This is a genomic window from Ruegeria sp. HKCCD7251 (genome assembly GCF_013031165.1).
In the GTDB taxonomy this organism is placed as follows: Bacteria; Pseudomonadota; Alphaproteobacteria; order Rhodobacterales; family Rhodobacteraceae; genus Ruegeria.
Map to the genome: position 1 here is coordinate 150,071 of NZ_WPZC01000001.1, position 23,278 is coordinate 173,348.

The 23,278-nt window shown below is 58.1% G+C and carries 19 protein-coding genes and 1 tRNA gene; 8 read left to right on the plus strand and 12 right to left on the minus strand.

Going from position 1 to position 23,278, the window contains the following annotated elements; genetic code table 11:
* Positions 1-32 precede the first annotated feature (32 nt).
* The 6 genes from GOX75_RS00740 to GOX75_RS00765 form a co-directional block, all read right to left on the minus strand.
* Complete coding sequence (locus GOX75_RS00740) at positions 33-1,025, minus strand: ABC transporter ATP-binding protein (protein ID WP_171120381.1); 993 nt, start codon at positions 1,023-1,025, stop codon at positions 33-35.
* Positions 1,022-2,056, minus strand: a complete 1,035-nt coding sequence (locus GOX75_RS00745) for a Gfo/Idh/MocA family protein (protein WP_171120383.1) — start codon at positions 2,054-2,056, stop codon at positions 1,022-1,024. Before GOX75_RS00745 ends, GOX75_RS00740 begins: the two co-directional genes overlap by 4 nt.
* Complete coding sequence (locus GOX75_RS00750) at positions 2,053-2,892, minus strand: carbohydrate ABC transporter permease (protein ID WP_171120386.1); 840 nt, start codon at positions 2,890-2,892, stop codon at positions 2,053-2,055. The genes GOX75_RS00745 and GOX75_RS00750 overlap by 4 nt, the downstream gene beginning before the upstream one ends.
* Before the next feature lie 12 nt (positions 2,893-2,904).
* Positions 2,905-3,819, minus strand: a complete 915-nt coding sequence (locus GOX75_RS00755; RefSeq protein WP_171120388.1) for a carbohydrate ABC transporter permease — start codon at positions 3,817-3,819, stop codon at positions 2,905-2,907.
* A 65-nt stretch (positions 3,820-3,884) separates the two neighbouring features.
* Positions 3,885-5,138, minus strand: a complete 1,254-nt coding sequence (locus tag GOX75_RS00760) for an ABC transporter substrate-binding protein (protein ID WP_171120389.1) — start codon at positions 5,136-5,138, stop codon at positions 3,885-3,887.
* 17 nt (positions 5,139-5,155) lie between these two features.
* Complete coding sequence (locus GOX75_RS00765; RefSeq protein ID WP_171120391.1) at positions 5,156-6,049, minus strand: N-acetylmuramic acid 6-phosphate etherase; 894 nt, start codon at positions 6,047-6,049, stop codon at positions 5,156-5,158.
* Positions 6,050-6,217: 168 nt separating this feature from the next.
* Here GOX75_RS00765 and GOX75_RS00770 point away from each other — a divergent pair, with 168 nt between their 5' ends.
* The 8 genes from GOX75_RS00770 (at position 6,218) to GOX75_RS00805 (ending at position 15,155) form a co-directional block, all read left to right on the plus strand.
* Positions 6,218-7,093, plus strand: coding sequence for a BadF/BadG/BcrA/BcrD ATPase family protein (locus tag GOX75_RS00770; RefSeq protein ID WP_171120393.1), 876 nt, complete (start codon positions 6,218-6,220; stop codon positions 7,091-7,093).
* On the plus strand, positions 7,080-7,829 hold the full coding sequence (locus GOX75_RS00775) for a GntR family transcriptional regulator (RefSeq protein WP_171120395.1): 750 nt from the start codon (positions 7,080-7,082) through the stop codon (positions 7,827-7,829). The genes GOX75_RS00770 and GOX75_RS00775 overlap by 14 nt, the downstream gene beginning before the upstream one ends.
* A 19-nt stretch (positions 7,830-7,848) precedes the next feature.
* A complete protein-coding gene (locus tag GOX75_RS00780) occupies positions 7,849-8,877 on the plus strand; it encodes an SIS domain-containing protein (protein WP_171120397.1) in 1,029 nt (342 codons plus the stop codon).
* A complete protein-coding gene (gene nagA / locus GOX75_RS00785; RefSeq protein WP_171120399.1) occupies positions 8,874-10,007 on the plus strand; it encodes an N-acetylglucosamine-6-phosphate deacetylase in 1,134 nt (377 codons plus the stop codon). The genes GOX75_RS00780 and nagA overlap by 4 nt, the downstream gene beginning before the upstream one ends.
* A 142-nt stretch (positions 10,008-10,149) precedes the next feature.
* Positions 10,150-10,224, plus strand: a tRNA-Gly gene (locus GOX75_RS00790).
* A 126-nt stretch (positions 10,225-10,350) separates the two neighbouring features.
* Positions 10,351-12,171, plus strand: a complete 1,821-nt coding sequence (locus GOX75_RS00795) for an ABC transporter transmembrane domain-containing protein (protein ID WP_171120401.1) — start codon at positions 10,351-10,353, stop codon at positions 12,169-12,171.
* A gap of 157 nt (positions 12,172-12,328) precedes the next feature.
* On the plus strand, positions 12,329-14,218 hold the full coding sequence (locus tag GOX75_RS00800) for an acyl-CoA synthetase (RefSeq protein ID WP_171120403.1): 1,890 nt from the start codon (positions 12,329-12,331) through the stop codon (positions 14,216-14,218).
* Positions 14,219-14,231: 13 nt separating this feature from the next.
* Positions 14,232-15,155 (plus strand): alpha/beta hydrolase, encoded by a 924-nt coding sequence (locus GOX75_RS00805; RefSeq protein ID WP_171120405.1) that lies wholly within the window; start codon positions 14,232-14,234, stop codon positions 15,153-15,155.
* Here GOX75_RS00805 and GOX75_RS00810 read toward each other — a convergent pair whose 3' ends face one another.
* The 6 genes from GOX75_RS00810 to GOX75_RS00835 form a co-directional block, all read right to left on the minus strand.
* Positions 15,156-15,992, minus strand: coding sequence for an alkaline phosphatase family protein (locus GOX75_RS00810; protein ID WP_171120407.1), 837 nt, complete (start codon positions 15,990-15,992; stop codon positions 15,156-15,158).
* 138 nt (positions 15,993-16,130) lie between these two features.
* Positions 16,131-17,768 (minus strand): ABC transporter ATP-binding protein, encoded by a 1,638-nt coding sequence (locus GOX75_RS00815; RefSeq protein ID WP_171120409.1) that lies wholly within the window; start codon positions 17,766-17,768, stop codon positions 16,131-16,133.
* The gene (locus GOX75_RS00820) at positions 17,765-18,580 is read right to left on the minus strand and encodes an ABC transporter permease (protein ID WP_171120411.1); all 816 of its coding nucleotides are present in this window, start codon (positions 18,578-18,580) and stop codon (positions 17,765-17,767) included. Before GOX75_RS00820 ends, GOX75_RS00815 begins: the two co-directional genes overlap by 4 nt.
* Positions 18,577-19,533: an ABC transporter permease gene (locus tag GOX75_RS00825; protein WP_171120413.1), complete on the minus strand. Its 957-nt coding sequence runs from the start codon at positions 19,531-19,533 to the stop codon at positions 18,577-18,579. Before GOX75_RS00825 ends, GOX75_RS00820 begins: the two co-directional genes overlap by 4 nt.
* A 16-nt stretch (positions 19,534-19,549) precedes the next feature.
* On the minus strand, positions 19,550-21,136 hold the full coding sequence (locus tag GOX75_RS00830; protein ID WP_171120415.1) for an ABC transporter substrate-binding protein: 1,587 nt from the start codon (positions 21,134-21,136) through the stop codon (positions 19,550-19,552).
* A 126-nt stretch (positions 21,137-21,262) separates the two neighbouring features.
* Entirely contained in the window at positions 21,263-23,254 is a 1,992-nt protein-coding gene (locus GOX75_RS00835; protein ID WP_171120416.1) for a CocE/NonD family hydrolase, read from the minus strand.
* Between the last annotated feature and the right edge of the window lie 24 nt (positions 23,255-23,278).

Sequence of the window (23,278 nt, forward strand, 5' to 3'; positions counted from 1 at the left end):
CGCTTCAGGTTTTGGGGTGTTAATGGGCGCGCCTAACGCAAACGCTGCCCATTGGTGTCAAACCGATAAGCTTTGTCGGCGGTATAAGCGAATCGCAGTTGCTCGCCTTCGCTGATCGCGTGCTGGCCGAACAAGCGGGCGGTGACGGAATGGTCGTTGACCTTGGCGATAACGTTTGTATCGCCGCCCAGCTTTTCGACATGGCTGACGCGCGCTTTCAGCGGGCCGTCATCCGACAGAAATAGGTCTTCTGGCCGAATGCCGATGGTGTTTTGACCTTCGCCCAACAACCCCTCGGGCAAGAAATTCATTGACGGCGACCCAAGGAACCCGGCGACGAACTGGTTGGCGGGGTTGTTGTACAAGTCCATCGGAGTGCCGATCTGCTCAACCCGCCCGTCACGCAGCACGACGATCTTGTCGGCCAGCGTCATCGCCTCGGTCTGGTCGTGGGTGACATAGATCATCGAAGCATCAAGCGCGCGGTGCAGGTTTGCGATCTCGATCCGGGTGTTCATCCGTAGGGCGGCGTCCAGATTGGACAGCGGTTCATCGAACAGGAACAGTTTCGGCTCGCGCACAATAGCGCGCCCGATGGCGACGCGCTGCCTTTGACCGCCGGACAGTTCCGAGGGGTAGCGATCCAGATATTCCTCAAGGTTCAGCATCCGGCTGGCCGTGGCGACACGTTCCTCAATCACCGCTTTGGATTGCTTCTCTTGTTTCAAAGCCAGCGTCATGTTTCCACGCACGTTCAGATGGGGGTAGAGCGCATAGCTTTGAAAAACCATCGCGATCCCTCGTTTCGACGGAGGCACCAGATTGACGGTTTGCCCGTCGATATTGATCTCGCCCGAGGACGCATCTTCCAACCCTGCGATCACGCGCAGCAGGGTGGACTTGCCGCAGCCTGAGGGGCCGACGAAGACGACGAACTCACCTTCCTCCACCTCAAGCGAGATGTCTTTCAGGACATGAACCTCGCCAAAGGACTTGTTCACATTAGTCAGGGTCAGAGCGGTCATGTCGTGGGCTCCTTGAGCGAAACGGGCCGGCCGGTGCGGATGCTTTCATCGGCAGCCAGACAAATGGCAAGGGATTGGACGGCGTCATTCATATGGCGCGTCAGGTCGATATCGTCAGCGATAGCGCGCAGCATAAAGGCTTGTTCGGCGTCACACAGTTCCTGGTGGCCGGGCTCATCCGGCATGTCGACGGTACGGTCGCCGCCCGGCGTGTGGATCAGCAGGCCACCAACCTTGGTGTGCCCGTCGATATCCGCCGAAGCGCCCTTGTTGCCGTCGGTGATCGAGACCGAGCCGTTGGGCGAGACAATGTCTTTTACGAAAAACGCAGTCTCGGACATCATCGGGCCCCATCCGGCCTCGTACCAGCCGACCGATCCGTCGTCGAAGATCACCTGAAACTGGCCGTAGTTATACATGTCCTCGGCGATCTCATCAGACAGGCGCAGGCCCATGCCATGCACACGGACCGGCTGTGCATCAGTGATCTGGCACATCACATCCACATAATGCACACCGCAATCCACGATGGGCGAGGTGGTCTGCATCAGCGCCTTATGTGTCTGCCACTCCGCACCCGAGGATTGCTGGTTCAGGTTCAGGCGGAACACGTAAGGCCCGCCCAGATCGCGTGCTTCGGAAATCAAGCGTATCCACGAAGGGTGGTGGCGGAGGATATAGCCGATCACCAGTTTACGGTTTAGGCGGGTTGCGGTTTCGACGACACGCTTTGCATCGGCGACATTGGTGGCCAGCGGTTTTTCTACAAAGACATGCGCGCCTGCCTCCATCGCGGCGCAGGCGAATTCGGCGTGGCTGTCGGAATAGGTGGCGACGACCACCAGATCGGGTTTGGTCTCGGCCAGCGCGGTCTGGAAATCCGAATAGGCAGGGTAGTGGCCCAGTTCGGGGTGATCCACATGGCCCGACCGATTCACCAGCCCCACGATCTGTGCGTCGGGGTGGTTATGATGGGCCAGCGCGTGGCTCAGGCCCATATTCCCAAGGCCAGCGATCAGAACTTTGGTCATTTGACAGCTCCTGAAGTGATGCCGCGGATCAATTGGCGCGAGAAAATGACATAGAGGATCAGTACCGGCAGGATCGCCATGGACAGCGCCGACAGAACCGCGTTCCAGTCCGTAACGAACTGGCCGATGAAGACCTGACTGCCCAGTGTGAGCGTCTTGGTCTCTTCGGCCGGGGCAAGGATCAGCGGGAACCACAGATCATTCCAGATCGGGATCATGTTGAACACAGCCACGGTCGCCATCGCGGGCCGGACCAGAGGCAGGACCAGCCGGAAAAAGATCGTATATTCCGACAGCCCGTCGATGCGGCCTGCATTTTTCAGATCATCGCTGACCTGCCGCATAAACTCGGACAGGATGAACACCGCCAGCGGTAACCCTTGTGCCGTGTAGACCAGTATCAGCGCCCACAACGTGTTCACCAACCCGGTCGCCACCATCATCTCAAGGATTGCCACAGTGCCGATGCGGATCGGGATCATGATCCCCAGCGCCAGATACAGCCCCATCACCAAATTGCCCTTGAATTGGTATTCCGACAGCGCATAAGCCGCCATCGCGCCGAACAGCAGAATAAAGAACAGCGACGCCACGGTGACGATCATCGAATTCTGGAAATAGAGGAAGAAATCCCCCTGCTTCATCACTGTCTCATACCCGATCATCGAAAAACTATCGGCATTCGGCAGCGCCAGTGGTTCCCGGAAGATCGCGCGGCGGGATTTGAAGCTGTTGATCAGGATCACAAAGACCGGGAACAGGGCGATCAGCGTATAGAGGATCAGCGCCCCGTGCATTGCGGCGGTGTTGACCGGGTTATGGCGTGCTTTGTTCATTTCAGCCCCCCCTCACATCTGGTATCGGCGCATCCGGGTCTGGATGCCGAAGAGGTAAATACAGACGCCCACAAGGATGATCGCGAACATGGCCCCGGCGATGGCCGACCCCATATGCGGATCGCCCAGTTGCAACTGGAAGCCAAAGAAGGTGCGGTACATGAAGGTACCCAGAATATCGGTCGAGAAATCCGGCCCCGCCAGCGCGCCCTGCGCGGCATAGATCAGATCGAACGCGTTGAAGTTACCTACGAAAGTCAGGATCGAGATGATGCCGATCGACGGCAGGATCAGCGGCAGCTTGATTTTCCAAAAGGCTGAGGCCCCGGTGATGCCGTCAATCTCTCCGGCCTCAAGAATTTCTTCGGGGATGGTCAGCAGGGCGGCATAGATCAGCATCATCGGGATGCCCACAAATTGCCAGACCGAGATCAGCGCCAGTGTGGTCAGGGCGTATTCCTCTTTTCCAAGCCACGGCGCGAACAGGGATTTCAGTCCCACGGCATCCAACATCGAAGGTGCGATGCCCCAGATGGGCGACAGGATCAGCTTCCACGCAAAGCCAACGATCACAAAGCTCAGGATCGTCGGGATGAAAATTGCCGACCGATACAGCGCCGAGAAGCGCAGGCGCGGGTGGCTAAGCAGCGCGGCCAGTGCGATCCCGATGGGGTTCTGGACCAACATATGGATCAGGAAGAACCAGAAATTGTTGCCTAAGGCGTTCCAGAACTGCTCGGACCAGATGGGGTCGAAAAACAGGGTTTGAAAGTTCTGCAATCCAACGAACACACGGCTTTGATCAATCTCTGTATACAGCGCCAGTCGAAGCGTGTTGAACAGAGGGAAGATCATCACCGCCGTATAAACCAGCACGGCAGGTGCCAGAAATACAACGATATGCCAGCGGAAGCGGGGGCGGTTCATGGATCAGCTTTCAAAGGAGTAAAGGGTGTACCCGGGCGAACAGTTCCGCCCGGGTATGTGTCAGCTTACTGATGCGGTGCGTACCACGAGGCCAGACCCTCTTGCAGCCGTGCGCCTGCATCGGCGGGGCTTTCCGCGCCTTTGACGACCTGAGCCGCAGCGTTCCAGGTTTCGTTCTCAAGGTTCGGCGTGCCGCGCGACAGGATCTGATAGGTAGACCGGATTGTCGAGCCGCAGTCATTCCGCCAGCTTACAAATTCCTGCGCCAGCGGATCTTCCATCGCGATGTCGTGGCTCGACAGTGAGAAGAAGCCCGGCAGAGCGTTAGCATAGATCGTGGCGAATTCCGACGTGCCCATCCAGTCAAGGAAGGTGCGCGCTGCTTCGGCATTCTCCGACGCTGCGTTCAGACCCATCGCAATGTCCGTGTGGTCAGAGATGTAGCATCCGTCGCCCGCATTACGGACCGGGGGCTTGAACGCGCCCATTTCGAAATCGGCCTGTGCGTTGAAGCCCGAAATCTCCCACGAACCGGCCGGATAAATCGCGGCGCGTCCAAGGGTAAAGATGTTCTGGCTGTCGGGGTAGGTCTGTGCCTCAAACCCGTCGCCCAGATAGTCTTTCCAGCGCGCAATGGTCTCATACGGCTCGACCCACTGCGGATCGGTCAAGGACTGCTCGCCCGATATCAGCGCCAGACGGCCTTCTTCGCCCTTCCAGTAGTTAGGGCCGATATTCTGATAGCCCATCGTGGCGGCTTCCCACTGGTCGTTGGTCCCCATCGCCATCGGAATATAGGTGCCGTCTTCCTTGAACTTGTCCAAAGCGGCAAAGAACTCGTCTTCCGTCGTGGGAACGTCGACACCCAACTCGGCAAAAGCGTCTTTGTTGTAGATGAACCCGTGGATCACCGATGCCATCGGCACGCAGAACGTGGCGGAGCCGTCATCGTTCTGCCATGCGGATTTCGCTACATCCGAAAAGTTGTCCATCGCACCCAGATCGCTCAGATCCGCCAGGTTTCCGTTTTCAAACAGCAAAAGCGACGTGTCGAAGGGGCGGCAGGTAATGAGATCGCCCGCAGAGCCAGCTTCCAGTTTTGCGTTCAGAACCGCGTTGTATTCCGCAGGGGCAGAGGGCGTGAAGTTCACCTTGATGCCCGGATTGGCGGCTTCGAATGCCGGGATGATCTTTTCCTGCCACAGCGTCAGGTCGTCGTTGCGCCAGCTTTCGATGGTCAGCGTCACGTCCTCGGCCAAGGCCGAAGTGGCCATAAGCGTTGTGCCCAATAGGGCAAGTTTCAGGCTTTTGCGTTTCATTGTATTCTCCCAGTTGGTTAGCAGTTGTTTTTTATTTCCAATGCGGTGCTCAGGATGCCGTTTGTCGCGTTCAGTTGTTCTGTTGCTTCGGCCAGAGACAGGCCGCGCGCTGCAATCAGAATTGCGGGCTTAACGTCGCCGTCAGCCGTTTCCAAAGCGGATTGTGCCGTGTCCGTATCCACTTCGGCGATCCGTGTAACGATGCCAGCGGCCCGTGCGCGCAGCTTGTCATTGTCAGCGCGCAGATTGACCATCATGCCCCGATATACGTGACCAAGTTCCAGCGCCATTAGCGAAGACAGCATGTTCAAGGCGATCTTCTGCGCCGTTCCAGCACCCATGCGGGTTGATCCGGAAATCAGCTCTGGCGGTGTGGCCAAAAGGATCGGGATGTCGGCACCTTCCAGCAGCGGACTTTGCGCATTGTTGGCGATGCCGATGACGGTGGCCCCTTTTTCCCTGGCGATTTCACAGGCCGCTAATGTGTAAGGCGTGGAACCACTGGCTGACACCGCGATAACTGTGTCTTTGGCCTGAAGGTCTTGCAGGTCATTTCTGAGGCCTTCGTCTTCATCTTCTGCAGCGCCGGGCATTTCCACGCTGGTCGGCAAGCCACCCGCCATGTGAATCCGCAACTGGCTTGCAGGGATCGAGAAGGTGCCCCCAAGCTCTTGCGCGTCGGCAGCGGCCATCAGGCCAGAAGAGCCCGCAGCGATGTAATGGATCACGCCGCCAGAACGAATGGTATTTGCCATTGATTCCGCTCCGTCTGCTATGACGTCCACCGCCTCAAGCGCGGTGTTTGCAGCAGCAACCTGCCCCGAAGCCAAAAGGCGGGCAGACAGCGTCAGGTCGCTGCGGTCAAGCCGCGTAGCTTCTTGATGCAGTTGTTCAGTCGACGGCAGCGTCAAGAGAATCCCCCATTGGTTTTCCTTACAATACCTATTCAATACCACTTGTCTATAATTTTCTTCCCGCGCTCGGAAAAATGAGGAAATCTACAAAGGAAAGAGAGAATTGGTTCAAATTGGTCTATTTTTGTCTTTCCTGACAGCAATAGGTATTATAATGGTATTGTCATGACTGAGTCTCGAAATAGTGCCGTTTTGGCGGTTGATGGGGGTGGAACGCGGTGCCGTGTTGCCTGTGACATGGATGGTGCCGTCCATTCAGTAGAAACCGGACCAGCCAATGTTTCGAGCGATTTTGAGGGCGCGATTAAGCAGATCAACATCGGATTTGAACGGTTGGCCAAAAGTGTGGGCTGCAAAACGGATGACATGCTGCACTGGCCGTCCTTCGTTGGGCTGGCCGGCGTGACGGACGCCGGGATAGCGTCCCGATTGCGCGTGTCTTTGGGATTGGCGCAGGCACGGATTAAGGACGACCGACCTGCGGCCCTACGCGGTGCCTTGGGCGCGCGGGACGGTTTGATTGCACATTGCGGCACGGGATCGTTTCTTGCGGTGCAGATGGATGGAGAAATGCGGTTTGCCGGGGGGTGGGGGCCTGTTTTGGGTGACGAAGCCTCGGCTCAGTGGGTTGGTCGACGCGCCCTGACCGAGACATTGAATGTGATGGACGGGGTCGAGGAGGAAACCGGCTTGACGCGCAAGCTTTTGGATCGCTTCGACGGTGCGGCCGGTATTGTCGGCTTTGCCGGGACTGCAACGCCTGACCAATTCGGCGCTCTCGCGCCCGAGGTGACTGCGGCTGCACGTGAAAACGATGCGATCGCCAAGCGGATCATGCAGGCAGGGGGCGATTACATAGCGTCGATGGCAGCGAAATTGGGCTGGCGTCCGGATCAGGCGTTTTGCCTGACAGGAGGGATCGCGTCGCATTACGCAGATTACTTGCCACCGGAGATGCAGTCTGCCGTGCTTGCCCCTTTGGCGGAACCTTTGGTCGGAGCATTGGAATTGGCGAAGGAGATTCAGCATGAGCATAACTGATTTCCTGCGTGCAGACCTGTGGCTTTCGCCCGAAAACGGCCCGCGATACGTTCAACTGCGACGCAGGTTGCAGGAAGGGATCGACAAGGGTGTGCTTGCCCCCAATTCGTCGTTGCCGTCCGAACGTGAATTGGTGGAAATCACCGACTTGTCTCGGGTTACTGTGCGCAAGGCGATACAAGAGCTTGTGCAGGAAGGCGTTATTGAGCAGCGACAGGGGTCGGGTTCTTTTATTCGCGAACGCGTTCCAAAGGTCGAACAATCTCTGACCCACCTAACATCGTTCACCGAGGATATGTCGACCCGTGGTATGAAAACCGCGTCCAAATGGCTTGAGCGCGGAGTTTTCGCACCGACTGCCGAAGAAATCAGTGCGCTGAACCTGTCGGAGGGTGAACAAATTGCCCGCATCTACCGATTGCGAGAGGCCGATGGTCGACCCCTTGCGCTTGAACGCGCGGCGTTGCCTTTGGATATCCTGCCTAATCCGATTGAGGTGACAACCTCACTCTACGAAGTTCTCGAAGGTCTGGGGCGTCGTCCGGTGCGGGCGGTTCAAAAAATCTCGGCACTCAACCTTGCTGCGCGCGAGGCTGAGTTGCTGGAAGTTCCCGAAGGTGCTGCCGGTTTGAATATCGAGCGCATCTCATTTCTCAAGAACGGGCGGGTCGCAGAACTGACCCGGTCGTTGTATCGCGGTGACGCCTACGACTTTGTGGCCGAGCTACGGTTGTAACCGGAAGGACCGGAAATTCATGTCAGAAACTACTTCGAAAATGCGCCAAGAGATTCTGGAAATCCCTGCGGCGGTTGACAGATTGCTGTCCCAAGGCGCGCAGGACATCCAGAATGCCGCTAAGGTTTTCCGCGAGGCTGATCCGCGCTTTCTGATCACGGTGGCGCGCGGATCGTCTGATCACGCGTGCAGCTACATCAAATATGCCAGCGAGCTGTTGCTGAACCTTCCCGTCGCTTCGGTCGGGCCATCGGTCAGTTCGATCTACGGGGTTGAGTTGCAGGCAAAAGGCGCGGTCTGCCTGTCCGTTTCGCAGTCCGGGCAAAGCCCGGATATTGTGGACCTTGCGCGCTCGTTGGGTCGGTCAGGAGCTGCTACGGTCGCGATCACCAACAACACCAACTCTCGTTTGGCCGAGGTCGCCGGTGCGGTCCTTCCCCTGCACGCCGGGCCCGAGTTGAGTGTAGCTGCCACCAAAACCTTCGTGACATCTCTGGTTGCCGGGCTTTGGCTGTTGGCAGAGGTCAAGCGCGACGCAGACCTTCTGAAGGCCATCCAAGCCTTGCCGCCGCTGCTTGAAAAGGCCGCTCATTGCGATTGGTCTGCCGCGGCTGACACCATCACGGGTAGATCGTTGTTTACCCTTGGGCGGGGCCCTTCTTTTGCAATCTCCAGCGAGGCAGCGTTGAAGATCAAGGAAACTTGTCAGATCCACGCCGAAAGCTATTCGGTGGCCGAAGTTCTGCATGGGCCGGTCTCGATCGTAGAGGAAGGTTTCCCAGCTATCGTGTTCGCCGCAAGTGACGCGGCCGAGCAAGCAACGGCTGAAGCCGCCGATGCATTGGCAGGGAAGGGCGCGGCTGTCTTTGCAACTACGGAAAAAGTCACGCAGGCCGGCCCGCTTCCGGTCGTCAAGACCGGCCATTGGATCACCGACCCGATCACCGCGATCACCGCTTTCTATGGTATGGTTGAATCCCTGGCCAGCGCCCGCGGGATTGACCCCGATGCGCCGCGGCATCTGAAGAAAGTGACTGAGACGGTATGACAAATAACACGGTAACCTTCCGTAACGGTCCCATCTTCGACGGTAACCGTTTGCTGTATGACCACGCGATCACCTTCCGGGATGGGGAGGAAGGTGAAATCCGGCCCGAGTCTGATGCCGTTGGTGGTGAAGTTGTCGACCTGAAGGGCGATATTCTAAGCCCCGGCTATTGCGACCTGCAAGTCAATGGCGGCGATGGGATCATGTTCAATGACAACCCCTCGGTCCAGACTGTTCAACGCATTGCGGCGGCTCACCGGCGTTTGGGCGTTGTGTCGCTGTTGCCCACATTGATTACGGATACGGCAGAGAAAACGCAGGCAGCAATTGAAGCGACCGTGCAGGCGGTTCGCGAAGGTGTATCGGGTGTGGCCGGGCTGCATCTGGAGGGGCCTCACTTGTCGGTAGCGCGCAAAGGCGCCCATGACGCGGATCTGATCCGGCCAATGGACGACACGGATTTGGCCGCGCTGATCGCCGCGGCAGACGCGCTGCCCTGTCTGATGGTCACGGTTGCGCCCGAGGCCGTGACCGAGCAGCAAGTCGCCGTGCTCCATGACGCTGGGGTGCTGGTATCTCTGGGTCATAGTGATGCGGATTTCGCGACGTGTCAGCGTTATGCGGCGGCTGGTGCGCGGTGCGTGACGCATTTGTTCAACGCAATGAGCCAGCTTGGAAACCGCGAACCCGGTCTGGTGGGGGCTGCGCTGGCAAATGGCGGGCTATCCGCCGGTTTGATCGCTGATGGAATTCACGTGCATCCCGAAGTCATGCGGGCTGCATGGGCGGCCAAGACGTCTCCGGGGCAGATATTCCTTGTCAGTGACGCGATGGCTGTTGCGGGCACCGACCTGACCGCGTTCGAGTTGGAGAGCCGCAGGATCACACGGACAAACGGGAAACTCACGCTTGAGGATGGCACATTGGCCGGGGCTGATCTGGATTTGACGACGGCCATTCGCGTTTTGGTCACGCAGGTTGGTGTACCCTTGCCGCAAGCTTTGGCAGCGGCGACATCCTATCCATCGCAATTGATCGCGCATTCTGGCGCGCAGCAGCTTCGGTATGCGTCGATGATCCGTATCTCTGCGACGCTGGATTCGTGCGACTGGCTGCCGCAGCGGGATTGATCAACATCGCCCGGCCCAGTCCGATTTCCGGGCCCGCCCCGGCATGGATGGCCCGATTGAACCTATATCGGATGAAATCGAAATCAGCCCAAGAACTGCGCTTGACGGCACCTTGCGCATCGCTTAAACCGACCTCCGCTGAGCGGGCGTCGTATACTGGCTATTACCTCAGCCTTCCAAGCTGATGAAGCGGGTTCGATTCCCGCCGCCCGCTCCAAATCAGCCCAAATCTTTGCGTCAAAAGGCCCTGTGAAGGCCCAAAATCTGGTGCTTTGCTTGACCCCAACTGTTCCTGCGGTCAAGAAGCGTTCACCCAAGTGCGAACACGACATAAGGCCCAGACATGGCAAGATCCGACGCCGCCAAGCCCGCAGGAAATTCCGCCCCCAGCGCGACCGAAGAACGTGCGCGCTCACGGAAGATAGGCGTTCTTGGGTCTTTGTGGCCCTTTATGAAACCCTACCGATTGCTCATGGCCGGGGCAGGGCTTGCTTTGGTTTTGACGGCCAGCATGACCTTGACCTTGCCCCTGGCGGTGCGTCGTGTGGTTGACAATTTTCGGATCGAAGATGGCGAGCTGCTTGACTGGTATTTTCTTGCCGCGCTTGCAATTGCCGCTGTTCTGGCTGTCGGGACGGGCATCCGCTATGCGCTGGTTACCAAGTTGGGCGAACGCGTGGTGGCGGATATTCGCAAGGCGGTTTTCGACCGGGTAATCGGGATGAGCCCCGAGTTCTATGAACGTATCATGACGGGGGAAGTCCTAAGCCGAATTACGACGGACACGACGCTGATTCAGTCCGTAATCGGTTCATCGGTTTCCATCGCTCTGCGGAACATGCTGATGTTTTTCGGTGGGCTGGTCCTGATGCTTTTGACCTCGGCCAAGCTGACGGGAATGGTGTTGCTGTTGATCCCGCTGGTCGTGGTTCCGATTCTGGTGCTGGGCCGTCGTCTACGGGTGATAAGCCGCGAAAATCAGGATTGGATCGCCGCCTCATCCGGTAATGCAGGCGAGGCACTGACGGCCGTTCAGACCGTGCAGGCCTTCACCCATGAACAGGCCAGTCGCCAGCAGTTTGGTGAAATGACCGAGACCTCATATGTCGTGTCGCTGCGCCGTATTCGCACGCGCGCCGTGCTGACCGTGATTGTGATCTTTCTGGTGTTCTCCGGCATTGTCGGGGTGTTGTGGATGGGGGCGAATGACGTTCGCAACGGTGTGATGACGGAAGGTGTTCTGATCCAGTTCGTTATCTACTCGATCATAATGGCGGGTTCGGTCGCCGCCCTATCCGAGATCTGGAGCGAATTGCAGCGCGCGGCTGGTGCGACCGAGCGTTTGGTTGAATTGCTGAACGCGCAGGACACCGTGACCGATCCCATATCCGCCTCTCACTTGCCGACGCCTGTGCGGGGCGAGATCAACTTTGATCAGGTTACATTCCACTATCCTGCGCGACCCGATGTCGTGGCGCTGGATCACCTGTCCCTTTCGGTCAAACCCGGTGAAACTGTTGCGTTCGTGGGGCCGTCGGGTGCTGGGAAGACGACGGTCATTCAAATGATCCAGCGTTTCTACGATCCGGATTCGGGCCGTGTCAGCCTTGATGGTGTCGACTTGCGCGATCTGGACAGGAGTGATTTTCGCAGTCACATGGCCCTTGTGCCGCAAGACCCGATCATTTTCGCGGCATCAGCGCGGGAAAACATTCGCTTTGGGCGTCTGGACGCTTCTGACGCGGAAGTGGAATCTGCTGCCCGTGCTGCCGCTGCGCATGACTTCATCTCGGCCCTCCCGGAAGGGTATGACAGTTTCGTTGGCGAACGGGGTGTGATGCTGTCAGGGGGGCAGAAACAGCGTATTGCCATCGCGCGGGCAATCCTGCGAGATGCGCCAGTTCTGTTGCTGGACGAGGCAACCTCGGCGCTGGATGCCGAAAGTGAGCGTGCGGTTCAGGGGGCGGTCGATCAGATGCGCGCGGGTCGGACGACGTTGATCGTGGCCCACCGCTTGGCAACGGTCAAAAAGGCAGATCGGATCATTGTGATGGAAGCTGGGCAGATCGTGGCGCAGGGTACCCATGATGATCTGGTCGCCCAGGACGGGCTTTACGCGCGTTTGGCGCGGCTGCAGTTTACTGATGGAGTCGCCGCAGAATAAAATGACGTCGGGGCAGTATTGAACACTCCGCTGCGTCACGCTGCTTAATTGCACATTTTTTGGCTATGCGCCTGCTTGCGCGTACACGGTTTTGCTTCCATCCTACGGTGGACTTAAAACCCGTGCGTGACGCGGGAAGCAATCAGGGAGGTGCCGCATGGCCTTTGTCGGAGTGGAAGACAAGCTAAAACTGGAGCAGGAAATGCCGTGGGAGGATCGGGACGTTCCGGTCACATTCCACCAACTGCTGTCCCGGACTGCGGGTAAGTTTCCCAATAACAACGCGATCAGTTTTCAACTTATGTCCGGTCCGACGGACAAGGCCGAAACGCTGACGTGGTCTGAATTGCTTGGAAAGGTCAATCAGGCGGCGAACCTGTTCCGCTCGTTGGGTGTGGGTGAAAAGGATGTGGTGGCCTATATCCTGCCCAATTGTAACGAGACGCTGATCACCATGATGGGTGGTGCAGTGGCAGGGATCGTGAACCCGATCAACCCGCTGTTGGAACCCGAACAGATCGCGGCCATTTTGCGCGAAACCGGCGCCAAGGTTGTTGTCACGCTGAAGTCTTTTCCCAAGACGGATGTGGCGCAAAAGGTCGAAGAGGCCGTGCGCCATGCGCCCAAGGTCAACACCATTCTTGAAATTGACCTGAACCGTTATCTGACGCCTCCCAAATCATGGCTGGTTCCGTTCCTGCGCCCCAAGATGGGCGACAAGGAACATCTGGCCCACGCGAACTATAAAAATTTCAACAAAGAGCTGGCAAAGCAGCCCACGACCCTGACCTTCGAGGACAGCAAGGAAGACCGCGTCGCCTGCTATTTCCACACCGGCGGAACCACGGGTATGCCGAAGGTGGCGCAGCACAAGTATTCTGGCCTGATTTACAATGGCTGGCTGGGCGGCACGCTGCTGTTTACGGACAAGGACGTGGTGATGTGTCCATTGCCGATGTTCCACGTGTTTGCGGTTCACGTGATCATGATGTCCGCTGTGTCTTCGGGTGCGCATGTGGTGTTCCCGACACCTGCCGGATATCGCGGCGACGGCGTGTTCGACAATTTCTGGAAACTGATCGAGCGTTGGAAAGTCACGTTCATCATTACCGTGCCCACCGCGATTGCCGCAAAGATGCAGCGCCCGGTGGATGCCGATATCTCGACCGTGAAAACTGCGTTCTCGGGCTCGGCCCCGCTGCCGGTAGAGCTGTTCCGCCGCTTCGAGGAAGCGACCGGTGTGACCATCATCGAAGGTTATGGCCTGACCGAGGCGACTTGTCTGGTGTCCTGTAACCCGACAGATGGTGAGAAGAAGATCGGTTCGATCGGGATTCCGTTCCCCTATACGGATGTCAAAATCCTAAACGATGGACAGGATGGGCCGGCGGAAGCCGCCCCTAACGAGATCGGTGAGATCTGTATCTCGAACCCAGGGGTCTATGCTGGCAACACCTATACCGAGGCCGACAAGAACGTGGATCTTTACCACTTTGACACATATCTGCGCACCGGCGATCTGGGTCGTTTCGACGAGGACGGTTATCTGTGGATCACAGGCCGCGCCAAGGACCTGATCATCCGTGGCGGTCACAATATCGACCCCGCCGAAATCGAAGAGGCGCTGCTGGGACATGATGCCGTTGCCTTTGCCGGTGCCATTGGACAGCCCGATGCCTATGCGGGAGAGGTACCCTGTGCCTTTGTCGAACTAGTCGAGGGCGCCTCGGTTACCGAAAAGGAGCTGTTGGAATATTGCGACGTCCATGTTCACGAACGTGCGGCGCAGCCCAAGCACATGACCATTCTGGACGAGCTTCCCAAGACCGCAGTTGGCAAGGTGTTCAAACCCGAACTGCGCAAACAGGCAATCACACGTATCTATAACGGCGCGCTGGAAAAAGCAGGCGTCGATGCCCGCGTTGTATCGGTGATTGACGACAAAAAGCGCGGGCTGGTTGCACAGCTTGACGCGAACGGTTCCTCGGACGACGATGTCAGCAAAGTGCTGGGCTCTTTCACCCAGCCATGGGAATGGGCTGTCTGATCGCGGAGGGGACATGGATTATGAACGCCTGATTGACGAAGAAACCTGGGCGTTCATAAGACGTACCGCCGAAAGCTATCCCGATGACGCGGTCGAGCTGTCGATTGACGACCAGCGCCGCGTCTATGACGCGATGTGTCAGGACTTTCGCCAACCGCGTCCTGCGGGGGTAGAAACAGAAGACAGGCATGCCGACGGCGTGCCTGTTCGCGTCTATGCTGCAGGCGATCCCACACGAACGGTAGTTTACCTGCATGGGGGCGGCTTTGTCGTAGGCGGCTTGGACAGCCACGATGATGTTTGCGCCGAGATTTGCGCGCAAACTGGTTATCGGGTTGTCTCAGTGGATTACCGGCTGTGCCCGGAACATGTTCATCCCGCCCAATTTCAGGACGCCTGGACTGCAGTGAATTGGGCTGCAACGGAATTCGGGGATGCGTTGGTACTGGCCGGAGACAGCGCCGGAGGGAATCTGGCAGCGGCTGTCGCTCATCACGCGCGCGGACGTTTGGATATGATTCTGGGGCAGGTGCTGATCTATCCCGGTCTGGGCGGGGACCGGTCGAAGGGGTCGTATCTTGAACATGCCCATGCGCCGCTTTTGACGCTGGAGGATATCGTCTTCTATGAAAAGGTGCGGTGCGGCGGACCAGCGCCGCAGGATGATCCGACCTATGCTCCGTTGCACGATAGCGATTTCTCAAACTTGCCGCCGACTGTGGTCGTAACGGCAGACTGCGATCCGTTGCGCGATGACGGGCCAGACTATTGCGCCCGGATTACCGAGGCCGGCGGCAAAGCACACTGCATCAACGAAGCGGGGCTGGTGCACGGCTATCTACGGGCGCGAACCTCGGTCAAGCGTGCCGCGGACAGTTTTGAGCGGATATCCGTGGCGATCGAAGCGCTGGGTCAGCAGATATGGCCTTATGACTGATTACTTGAGGAATGGCTGTGCCTTCATGGTCTCGGCCACGGGCGTGCCCATCCGGGTCAGGATCGTAGGGGCAAGTTGAAGCTGGTCGATGACCACATCCGCCTCGGGGCCTTCTGCATCGCCGAAATAATACAGCGCCGTTTCCTGCTGCAATGGGCTGCGGCCTCCGTGGTGGCCACGTTCATCTTGGCCATGGTCGGCCGTGACGATCACCTCGTATCCTAGTTGCCGCCAACGGGGGATGAAAGGGGCCAGCATCTCGTCCATGACAAAACAGGCGTGGTCCATTTCCTCGCTTTCATGGAAAAAGCGATGTCCCATGCTGTCCAGCGTGCAGGTGTGCAGGATGCCGTAATCCAGCCCGAAGCGCAGGCACATGTTGGTGAGCTGGGCAAATAGGTCTACGTCGCAGGGCGTCATCTGGTTGGCCTTGCCATAGCCGGTCATGGTGTGAAACCGACCATGATTGATCGTCTTGCTGTCCGGTTCATCATATTCAACGTCGCGCACGTAATCGAACGGGTGGCGGTTGAAGAATTGCGACCAATAGCTGTGGGTGACGGCCCCGGTGATGCCCCCGGCCTCGCGCACCTGACTGAACACGTCCTTGTGACTCAGGCGGAAGACATTGCCGTTGCCGGTGCACCCATGTTCCTGTGGAGTGACGCCCGTGTGGATCGAGGCATAGCAACTGGCCGAGGTCGATGGCAGCACCGAACGCAGCTTCCAGACCCGCGCCTCACCACTCTCGACCCAGCCCTCAAGATTGCCGAACAAGCGGCGGAAATTGCGCCACGGCACACCGTCAAGAATGATGAGGAGGAGTTTGCGGTCCATGGTCCGGCCTTTTCGTTAGTTCTTTGGGTGAGCCTAGCGGATTCGCCCCGGATAAGCCGCCCATTCCAGTCCCAAATAGCAAAATCCCGACACCTGTTTGTGACACGTGCCGGGATTTCATGAGTGTTTTTTGCGGGATCAGTTCCCCGCGCTTTCCATTTTGCGGTGGGCGACAACCTCTTCCAACCAGCCCAGATGCATCTCGGGGACCGAGCTGAGCAGAAGGTCGGTATAGTCGTCGAACGGTGGGCTCAACACTTGTGACTTAGGGCCGTAACGGACCACACGGCCCTGATACATCACCGCGATACTGTCGCTGATCGCGCGGACCGTCGCCAGATCGTGCGTGATGAACAGATAGGCCACATCCTCGATCTTTTGCAGGTCCAGCAGCAGTTTCAGGATGCCATCTGCCACCAGCGGGTCCAGTGCCGAGGTCACCTCATCACAGATGATCATCTTGGGCTTGGCCGCCAGAGACCGGGCGATACAGACACGCTGTTTCTGCCCGCCCGACAGTTCCGCCGGATAACGGTCGATGAACTTTTCGCCCAGCTCGATCTCATCCAGCAGTTCGATGATCCGCTTGCGCTTTTCCGCGCCGCGCATGTTGAAATAGAACTCTAGCGGGCGACCGATGATGGTCCCGACAGTCTGACGCGGATTCATCGCAACGTCGGCCATCTGGTAGATCATCTGCAACTCGCGCAGGTCCTCGCGGGTGCGACCCTTAAGGTCTGCCGACAGCTTGCGCCCGGCAAAGGTGATCTCACCATCGCGCGGCGGCAGAAGGCCGGTGATCACCCGCGCCAGCGTCGACTTGCCCGAGCCGGATTCACCCACAACCGCCAGCGTCTGCCCCGGGTGAAGCTCGACATTGACGTTGTGCAGCACGTCGAAATTCAGCCCCTTATAGCGCGCGGTGATGCCGTCAACGCTCAGCACCGGTTCAGGTGTGGGTTTTTTCTCTTCGTGTTCGATCGAGCGGACCGAGACCAGAGCCTTGGTATACTCTTCCTGCGGGTTGTTGATGATCTGGTCGGTATTGCCGTACTCGACCGTATTGCCCATGCGCAGAACCATGATGTCGTCGCTGACCTGCGCGACCACGGCAAGGTCGTGCGTGATATAAAGCGCGGCAACACCGGTATCCGCGATGGCTTCTTTGATGGCCATCAGAACGTCGATCTGGGTGGTCACGTCCAACGCCGTGGTGGGTTCATCAAACACCACCAGATCGGGTTCGGGACATAGCGCCAAAGCAGTCATACAGCGCTGTAGCTGACCGCCTGACACCTGGTGCGGATAACGCTCACCGATATTGTCGGGGTCGGGCAGACCCAGCTTGGCAAACAATTCCCGCGCGCGTTTTTCGGCTTCTTTACGGCTGAACTTCTTTTGTTCCACCGCAGCCTCAACCACCTGATCCATGATCTTCTTGGCGGGGTTGAAGGACGCCGCTGCAGATTGAGACACGTAAGTAACCTCACCCCCGCGCAGCTTGCGGATATCGCCGTATGAGGTCTTCAGGATGTCACGCCCGTTGACCCAAACCTCACCGCCTGTGATCTGCACACCGCCCCGGCCATAGGCCATCGAGGCCAGACCGATGGTTGACTTACCAGCGCCGGATTCTCCGATCAGCCCCAGCACCTTGCCGCGTTCGAGGTCAAAGCTGACCCCGTGCACGATCTCGATGTCATGGGGTTTTTCACCCGGTGGATAAACGGTCGCGCCGATCTTGAGGTCGCGGACCTTGAGAAGGGTATCACTCATCCCCGGCCTCCTTTCAGCGATGTGGTGCGGTTCAAGACCCAGTCAGCCACCAGGTTGACCGAGATCGCCAGCGTTGCGATGGCCACAGCCGGGTATAGCGCCGCGCCGATGCCATAGACGATACCGTCCTTGTTTTCCTTCACGATCCCGCCCCAATCGGCCAAGGGTGGTTGAACACCCAAGCCAAGGAACGACAGTGTCGACACAAAGAGAACCGCAAAGATAAAGCGCAGACCTAGTTCCGCCACCAGCGGTGACAAAGCGTTGGGCAGGATTTCGCGGAAGATGATCCACGATTGGCCTTCACCGCGCAGTTTTGCGGCTTCGACATAATCCATCACGGCGATATCTACCGCGACCGCGCGGGCCAGACGATAGACGCGGGTGGAATCCAGCAGCCCCATGACGAGGATAAGAACCGGGATGGTCACTGGGACCATCGCCAGAACGACCAGCGCGCTGATCAGCGTCGGGATCGACATGATCAGATCGACGGTCCGCGACATGACCTGATCGGCCCAACCGCCCAGCACAGCAGCCAGAAACCCAAGGATAGAACCGGTCACAAAGCTGAGGATAGTCGCAGCAGTAGCGATAAAGATCGTCGTCCGCCCGCCATAGATCATGCGGCTGAGAAGGTCGCGCCCAATATTGTCGGTGCCAAGCCAGAACTGAGAACTCGAAGGCTCCCACACGTCGCCCACGACCTCGGCCATGCCATAAGGGGCCAACAGGGGCGCAAGTAGAGCGATGATGAAGTAGAGGGCTGTGAAGGCCAGCCCGATCATTGCAGAGATTGGGATGTTCTTCATTTCGGATGCCTCAGCCTTGGGTTGGCAAGAATGGCAACGATGTCGGCAACCATGTTCAACCCGATATAGATCGCGGCAAAGATCACGCCGCAGGCCAGAACCACCGGAACATCACGCTTGGTCACGTGGTCCACAAGGTACTGTCCCATGCCGGGATAGACGAACACCACCTCGACCACGACGACGCCGACCACCAGATAGGCCAGGTTCAGCATCACCACGTTGACAATTGGCGCAACCGCGTTGGGCAGCGCGTGGCGGTAGATGATCTTGAAGTTGGTCAACCCCTTCAGTTCAGCAGTCTCGACATAGGCCGACTGCATCACGTTCAGGATCGCTGCGCGTGTCATTCGCATCATATGCGCAAGGACCACCAGCGTCAGAACGATAACAGGCAATGCGATCGAGTTCAGCTTTTGACCAAGTGTCATGCTGTCATTGATCATCGCAAGCGGTGAGAACATGCCCAGCTTCACAGCCACGAAATAGACCAGAACGTAGCCGATCAGGAATTCGGGGATCGAGATCGTGGTTAGGGTGACCGCCGAGATCAGCTTGTCGGGCCAGCGGTTGCGGTAGCGCACGGCCAGCAGGCCCAGAAAGATAGCAAGCGGGACGGATATAACCGCCGCCCAGAATGCAAGAAACAGGGTATTGCTCAGACGGCCACCGACGGATTCGGCAATGTCGAGCTTGTTGGTCAGGGATTGTCCCAGATCACCTTGAACAAGGCCCCCCAGCCATTCGAAATAGCGGGTCAGCGCAGGCCGGTTCAGGCCCATCTCTTCGCGTAGGTTTTCAAGGGCTTCTGGGGTTGCGGACTGCCCCAGGACGGCTTGCGCGGCGTCTCCGGGAAGGGCTTCGGTCATGCCAAAAATCAGGGCCGAAGCGCCGAGCAGCAAAAGGAGTCCCAGCGCCAGGCGCTGGGAAACCAGTTTCAAAATAGGATGCATAAATCCGTGACCCGTATCAGGCGAACCACATCTTACGAGAAACGTTGCCGTTCATCATCTCTTGGGTCGGATCGGAATCCCACCCGGCAAGCTGGTTGCTGATGCCTTCGACAAAGTCGTTGAACATCGGGCAGATCAGGCCGCCTTCGTCGCGGACCATCTGACCCATCTGGCTGTAGATGTCCTTACGCTTGTCGTTATCCAGCTCTGCACGGGCCTGGAACAGCATCTCGTCAAAGGCCGGGACCTTGAAGCGCGTGTCGTTCCAATCCGCCGTCGACAGATACGCGGTTGCGTACATCTGATCCTGCACCGGACGGCCACCCCAGTAAGAGGCGCAGAAAGGCTGTACGTTCCAGACTTCGGACCAATAGCCGTCATTGGGCTCGCGCTTGATTTCCAGCGGGATACCAGCTTGCGCTGCGGTCTGCTGGAACAGCGCCGCCGCGTCGACAGCACCGGGGAAGGCGCCGTCTGCAACACGCAGAATGATCGGCGAGCCGTCATGGCCGGACTTCTTATAGTGCTCGGCCGCTTTTTCGAGGCTGAATTCACGCTGCGGGATCGAACCATCGAACAGCGGATAGGCCGCGTTGATTGGCATGTCGTTCCCGATGGTGCCATAGCCACGCAGAACTTTGTCCACCAGTTCCTGACGATTGATTGCGTGCTTAAGTGCCAGACGCAGCTCATTCTGGTCGAACGGTGCAGTGTCGCAATGCATGATGAACACATAGTGCCCACGACCGGCCGTCGAGTGTACGGTCAGGTTGGGCGCACGACCCAGCAGGTCTGCGACTTTGGGCTCGACTCGGTTGATCGCGTGAACCTGACCGGATTGCAGCGCAGCGGTACGCGCGGTGGCATCGTTGATGACGACCACTTCGACGCTATCGAAATTGCCGAAATCCGAGTTCCAGTGGTTAGCGAATTTTTTGAACACATGGCGTACGCCGGGCTCGTCGACTTCCAACTGGTAGGGGCCGGTACCGATACCCGCGCCGGGGTTGTCCATGCCGCCATCAGGCTGGACGATCAGGTGATAATCGGCCATCAGGTAAGGAAGGTCGGCGTTCGGTTCGGTCAGCGTGACCTGGAAATTGTCGCCATCGGCCTTCATCGACTCGATGCCCTTCATGATGCCCAAAGCACCGGACTTGGAGTCTTCGTTCGAGTGGCGCTCCATCGTCTTCAGCACGTCTTCGCTGGTCATGGTTTTGCCGTTATGGAATTCCACGCCCTGACGCAGCTTGAAGGTCCAGACCTTAGCGTCGGCGCTGCCTTCAACGCTTTCAGCAAGGCGCGGTTCGATCGAGCCGTCAGGCGCAACTTCGACAAGTTGGTCGCCGAACTGCTTGCCGTTTTGGAACGGAACCGAGCTTGCATAGGTTGCCGGATCAAGCGAGTTGGTCGATTCGCCGCCTTGCAGACCAAATTTCAGATCACCGCCTTTTTTCGGGCCTGCCGCGCGTGCAGCATCTGCGAACAGTGTGCTGGCCATCGCTGTCGATACACCCAAGGCCGCAGCTTTCCCCATGAATTCGCGGCGGGTCAGCTTGCCCGCTGTGACCTCTTTGGTCATGTGAGTGAGTTGTTCGTTCATCCAATGATCTCCCAATTGGTTGGATATTTTTGGCCCTTTGCGGGCTTTTATTGACGCATGAGTCAAGTTAGGCGCAATTCGCGCTTCTGAGCAAGGATAAATGTCTTACCTTTTCAGCTCGAAAAATCACATCTGGTTGCGCGGTATGGTATCCTCCAGTTCCCTCGAAAACACCTCAACCTCCCCCTCATAGGCTGTCAATTTCGCCCTGAGGAAGAAACTAGTGTGATCTGACCACATTTGACAGGATGTTTCGGTGCGCAATTCGATACCGTCCCGCTTCAATTCCTGCGTCCAGAGGCATTGCCCTTTGGCTGAAAGAGGGTCATCCGGGTGGATCGACCAGCATTCGTAAGCGGTTCCGCCATTTGTCAGGCCGTGGTGATTGTCCTTTGTCAGGCCAAAGTCATCTTCGATGATCAGGCGGGTCTCACCGGTGTTCATATCCGTTTCGACACGTCTGTTGTTTTGGGCCTTGCGTAGGATGGTGGCGTCACGCGGCACCTCGGATTCGGGGGGCGGGAAAACATATTCATCTGTTTCTGTCGGACGAACAGGGATCGAGACTTCGCCCTTAGTCAGATGTAGTTCAACCGGCTCCGGCGACGGCCAGATCAAGGGCCAATAGGCACTTGAAACAGCCACGCGTAGGCGGTGACCTTTCGGAACCCGATAGGCGATGTGGTCCAGATCCAGCGTGACATCATACGCGACGCCGGGGGACAAGGGGGCAGGTTGGGCATGGCTGTCGCGATGGGACAGGTTTAACACGCCATATGTGATGCGCGTAGAGGCCCCGTCCGGGTGCAGGTGATTCAGACGTATGGCAACCTGCGTCTGAGGTCGGTCTGCGCTGATCCGCAACCGAATGCGGGGTGCACCGACGATATCAAGATCCGCCCCCAATGGTTCGCCGTCAAAACAGGCGGACATGGCATCGTCTGTACGCTGGTCACCTGGCATGTCCGGACCAAGCCAGATGGCGCAATACTCACCGCTTTCCATGCCGCATGTCTGAGGCGAACGGACCCTGACATCCATAGGACCCGACGCGCCCATTCCGGAATCGGTCAGGTGCCAATCTTGCGTCGGCAAATGGGATGTGGCGCCTTCATTCTCAGCGATCCAGCGCCCGGGGCGGTCGTTGTACCAGCGTTGCGGGCGAACCCCGTCCATCAGATACGCGCGGTAATCCGGGTCGCTCTCAACCCCGGTATCTGCATCTTTCAGCCAGTGGTTCCACCAGCGCAACGCTTCTTGTAGAAACCCGATCCGGGGTTCGGGCACGGCGAAATGCGGGTACTTGTGGACCCAAGGCCCAACGATGCCTTTGGCCGGGGACTTCAACTGCTCAACCAGCAAGGGAACCGTGTTTTTGTACGCGTCGCCCCAGCCCCCGACGGCCAAAGTCGCAGCTTGGATCGCGCTGAAGTCCTCGCAAACCGAGCCATGCTGCCAATACGCATCCCGCGTTTGATGGCGGAGCCAAACCGAGGGCAGGAACGGTTCATTCTCAAGCCGGTCCAGCCAAAGTTGACGCCAATTCGGGCGTAAGGCCGGATCGGGCGCGCGCGAAGAATAGGACCACATTGTCGCGCCCCATCCGAGGTTTTCATTCAGCAGGCAACCGCCCTTGTAATGGATGTCATCCGCATAGCGATCAGCCGTCGAACAGAGCGTGATGATCGCCTTCAGCGCCTCGGGCTGCATGGCCGCGACCTGCAATGCGTTGAAGCCGCCCCAACTGATACCCATCATGCCGACGCTGCCCGTGCACCAAGGCTGTTTCGTCAACCATTCGATCGTCGCGACTGCATCGTCCAGTTCCTGCTGGGTATATTCATCTTCCATCAGCCCTTCGCTATCGCCATTGCCGCGCATGTCGACACGAATACAGGCGTAACCGCGTTTGGCAAACCAGGGATGGGTCAGCGCGTCGCGTGTCGCGGTCCCGTCGCGTTTGCGATACGGTAAAAATTCCAGAATGGCGGGAACGGGGGTCTCGGTAGCTTTTTCGGGCATCCAGATTCGCGCCGAAAGGCGGCAACCGTCCGGCATGTGAATGCCAACATCCGGCAGATCCTGAATATCGTACAGCGTATTGGGATTGGGTGTCATTGTCTCAGTCTCAGCGTCTTTGAT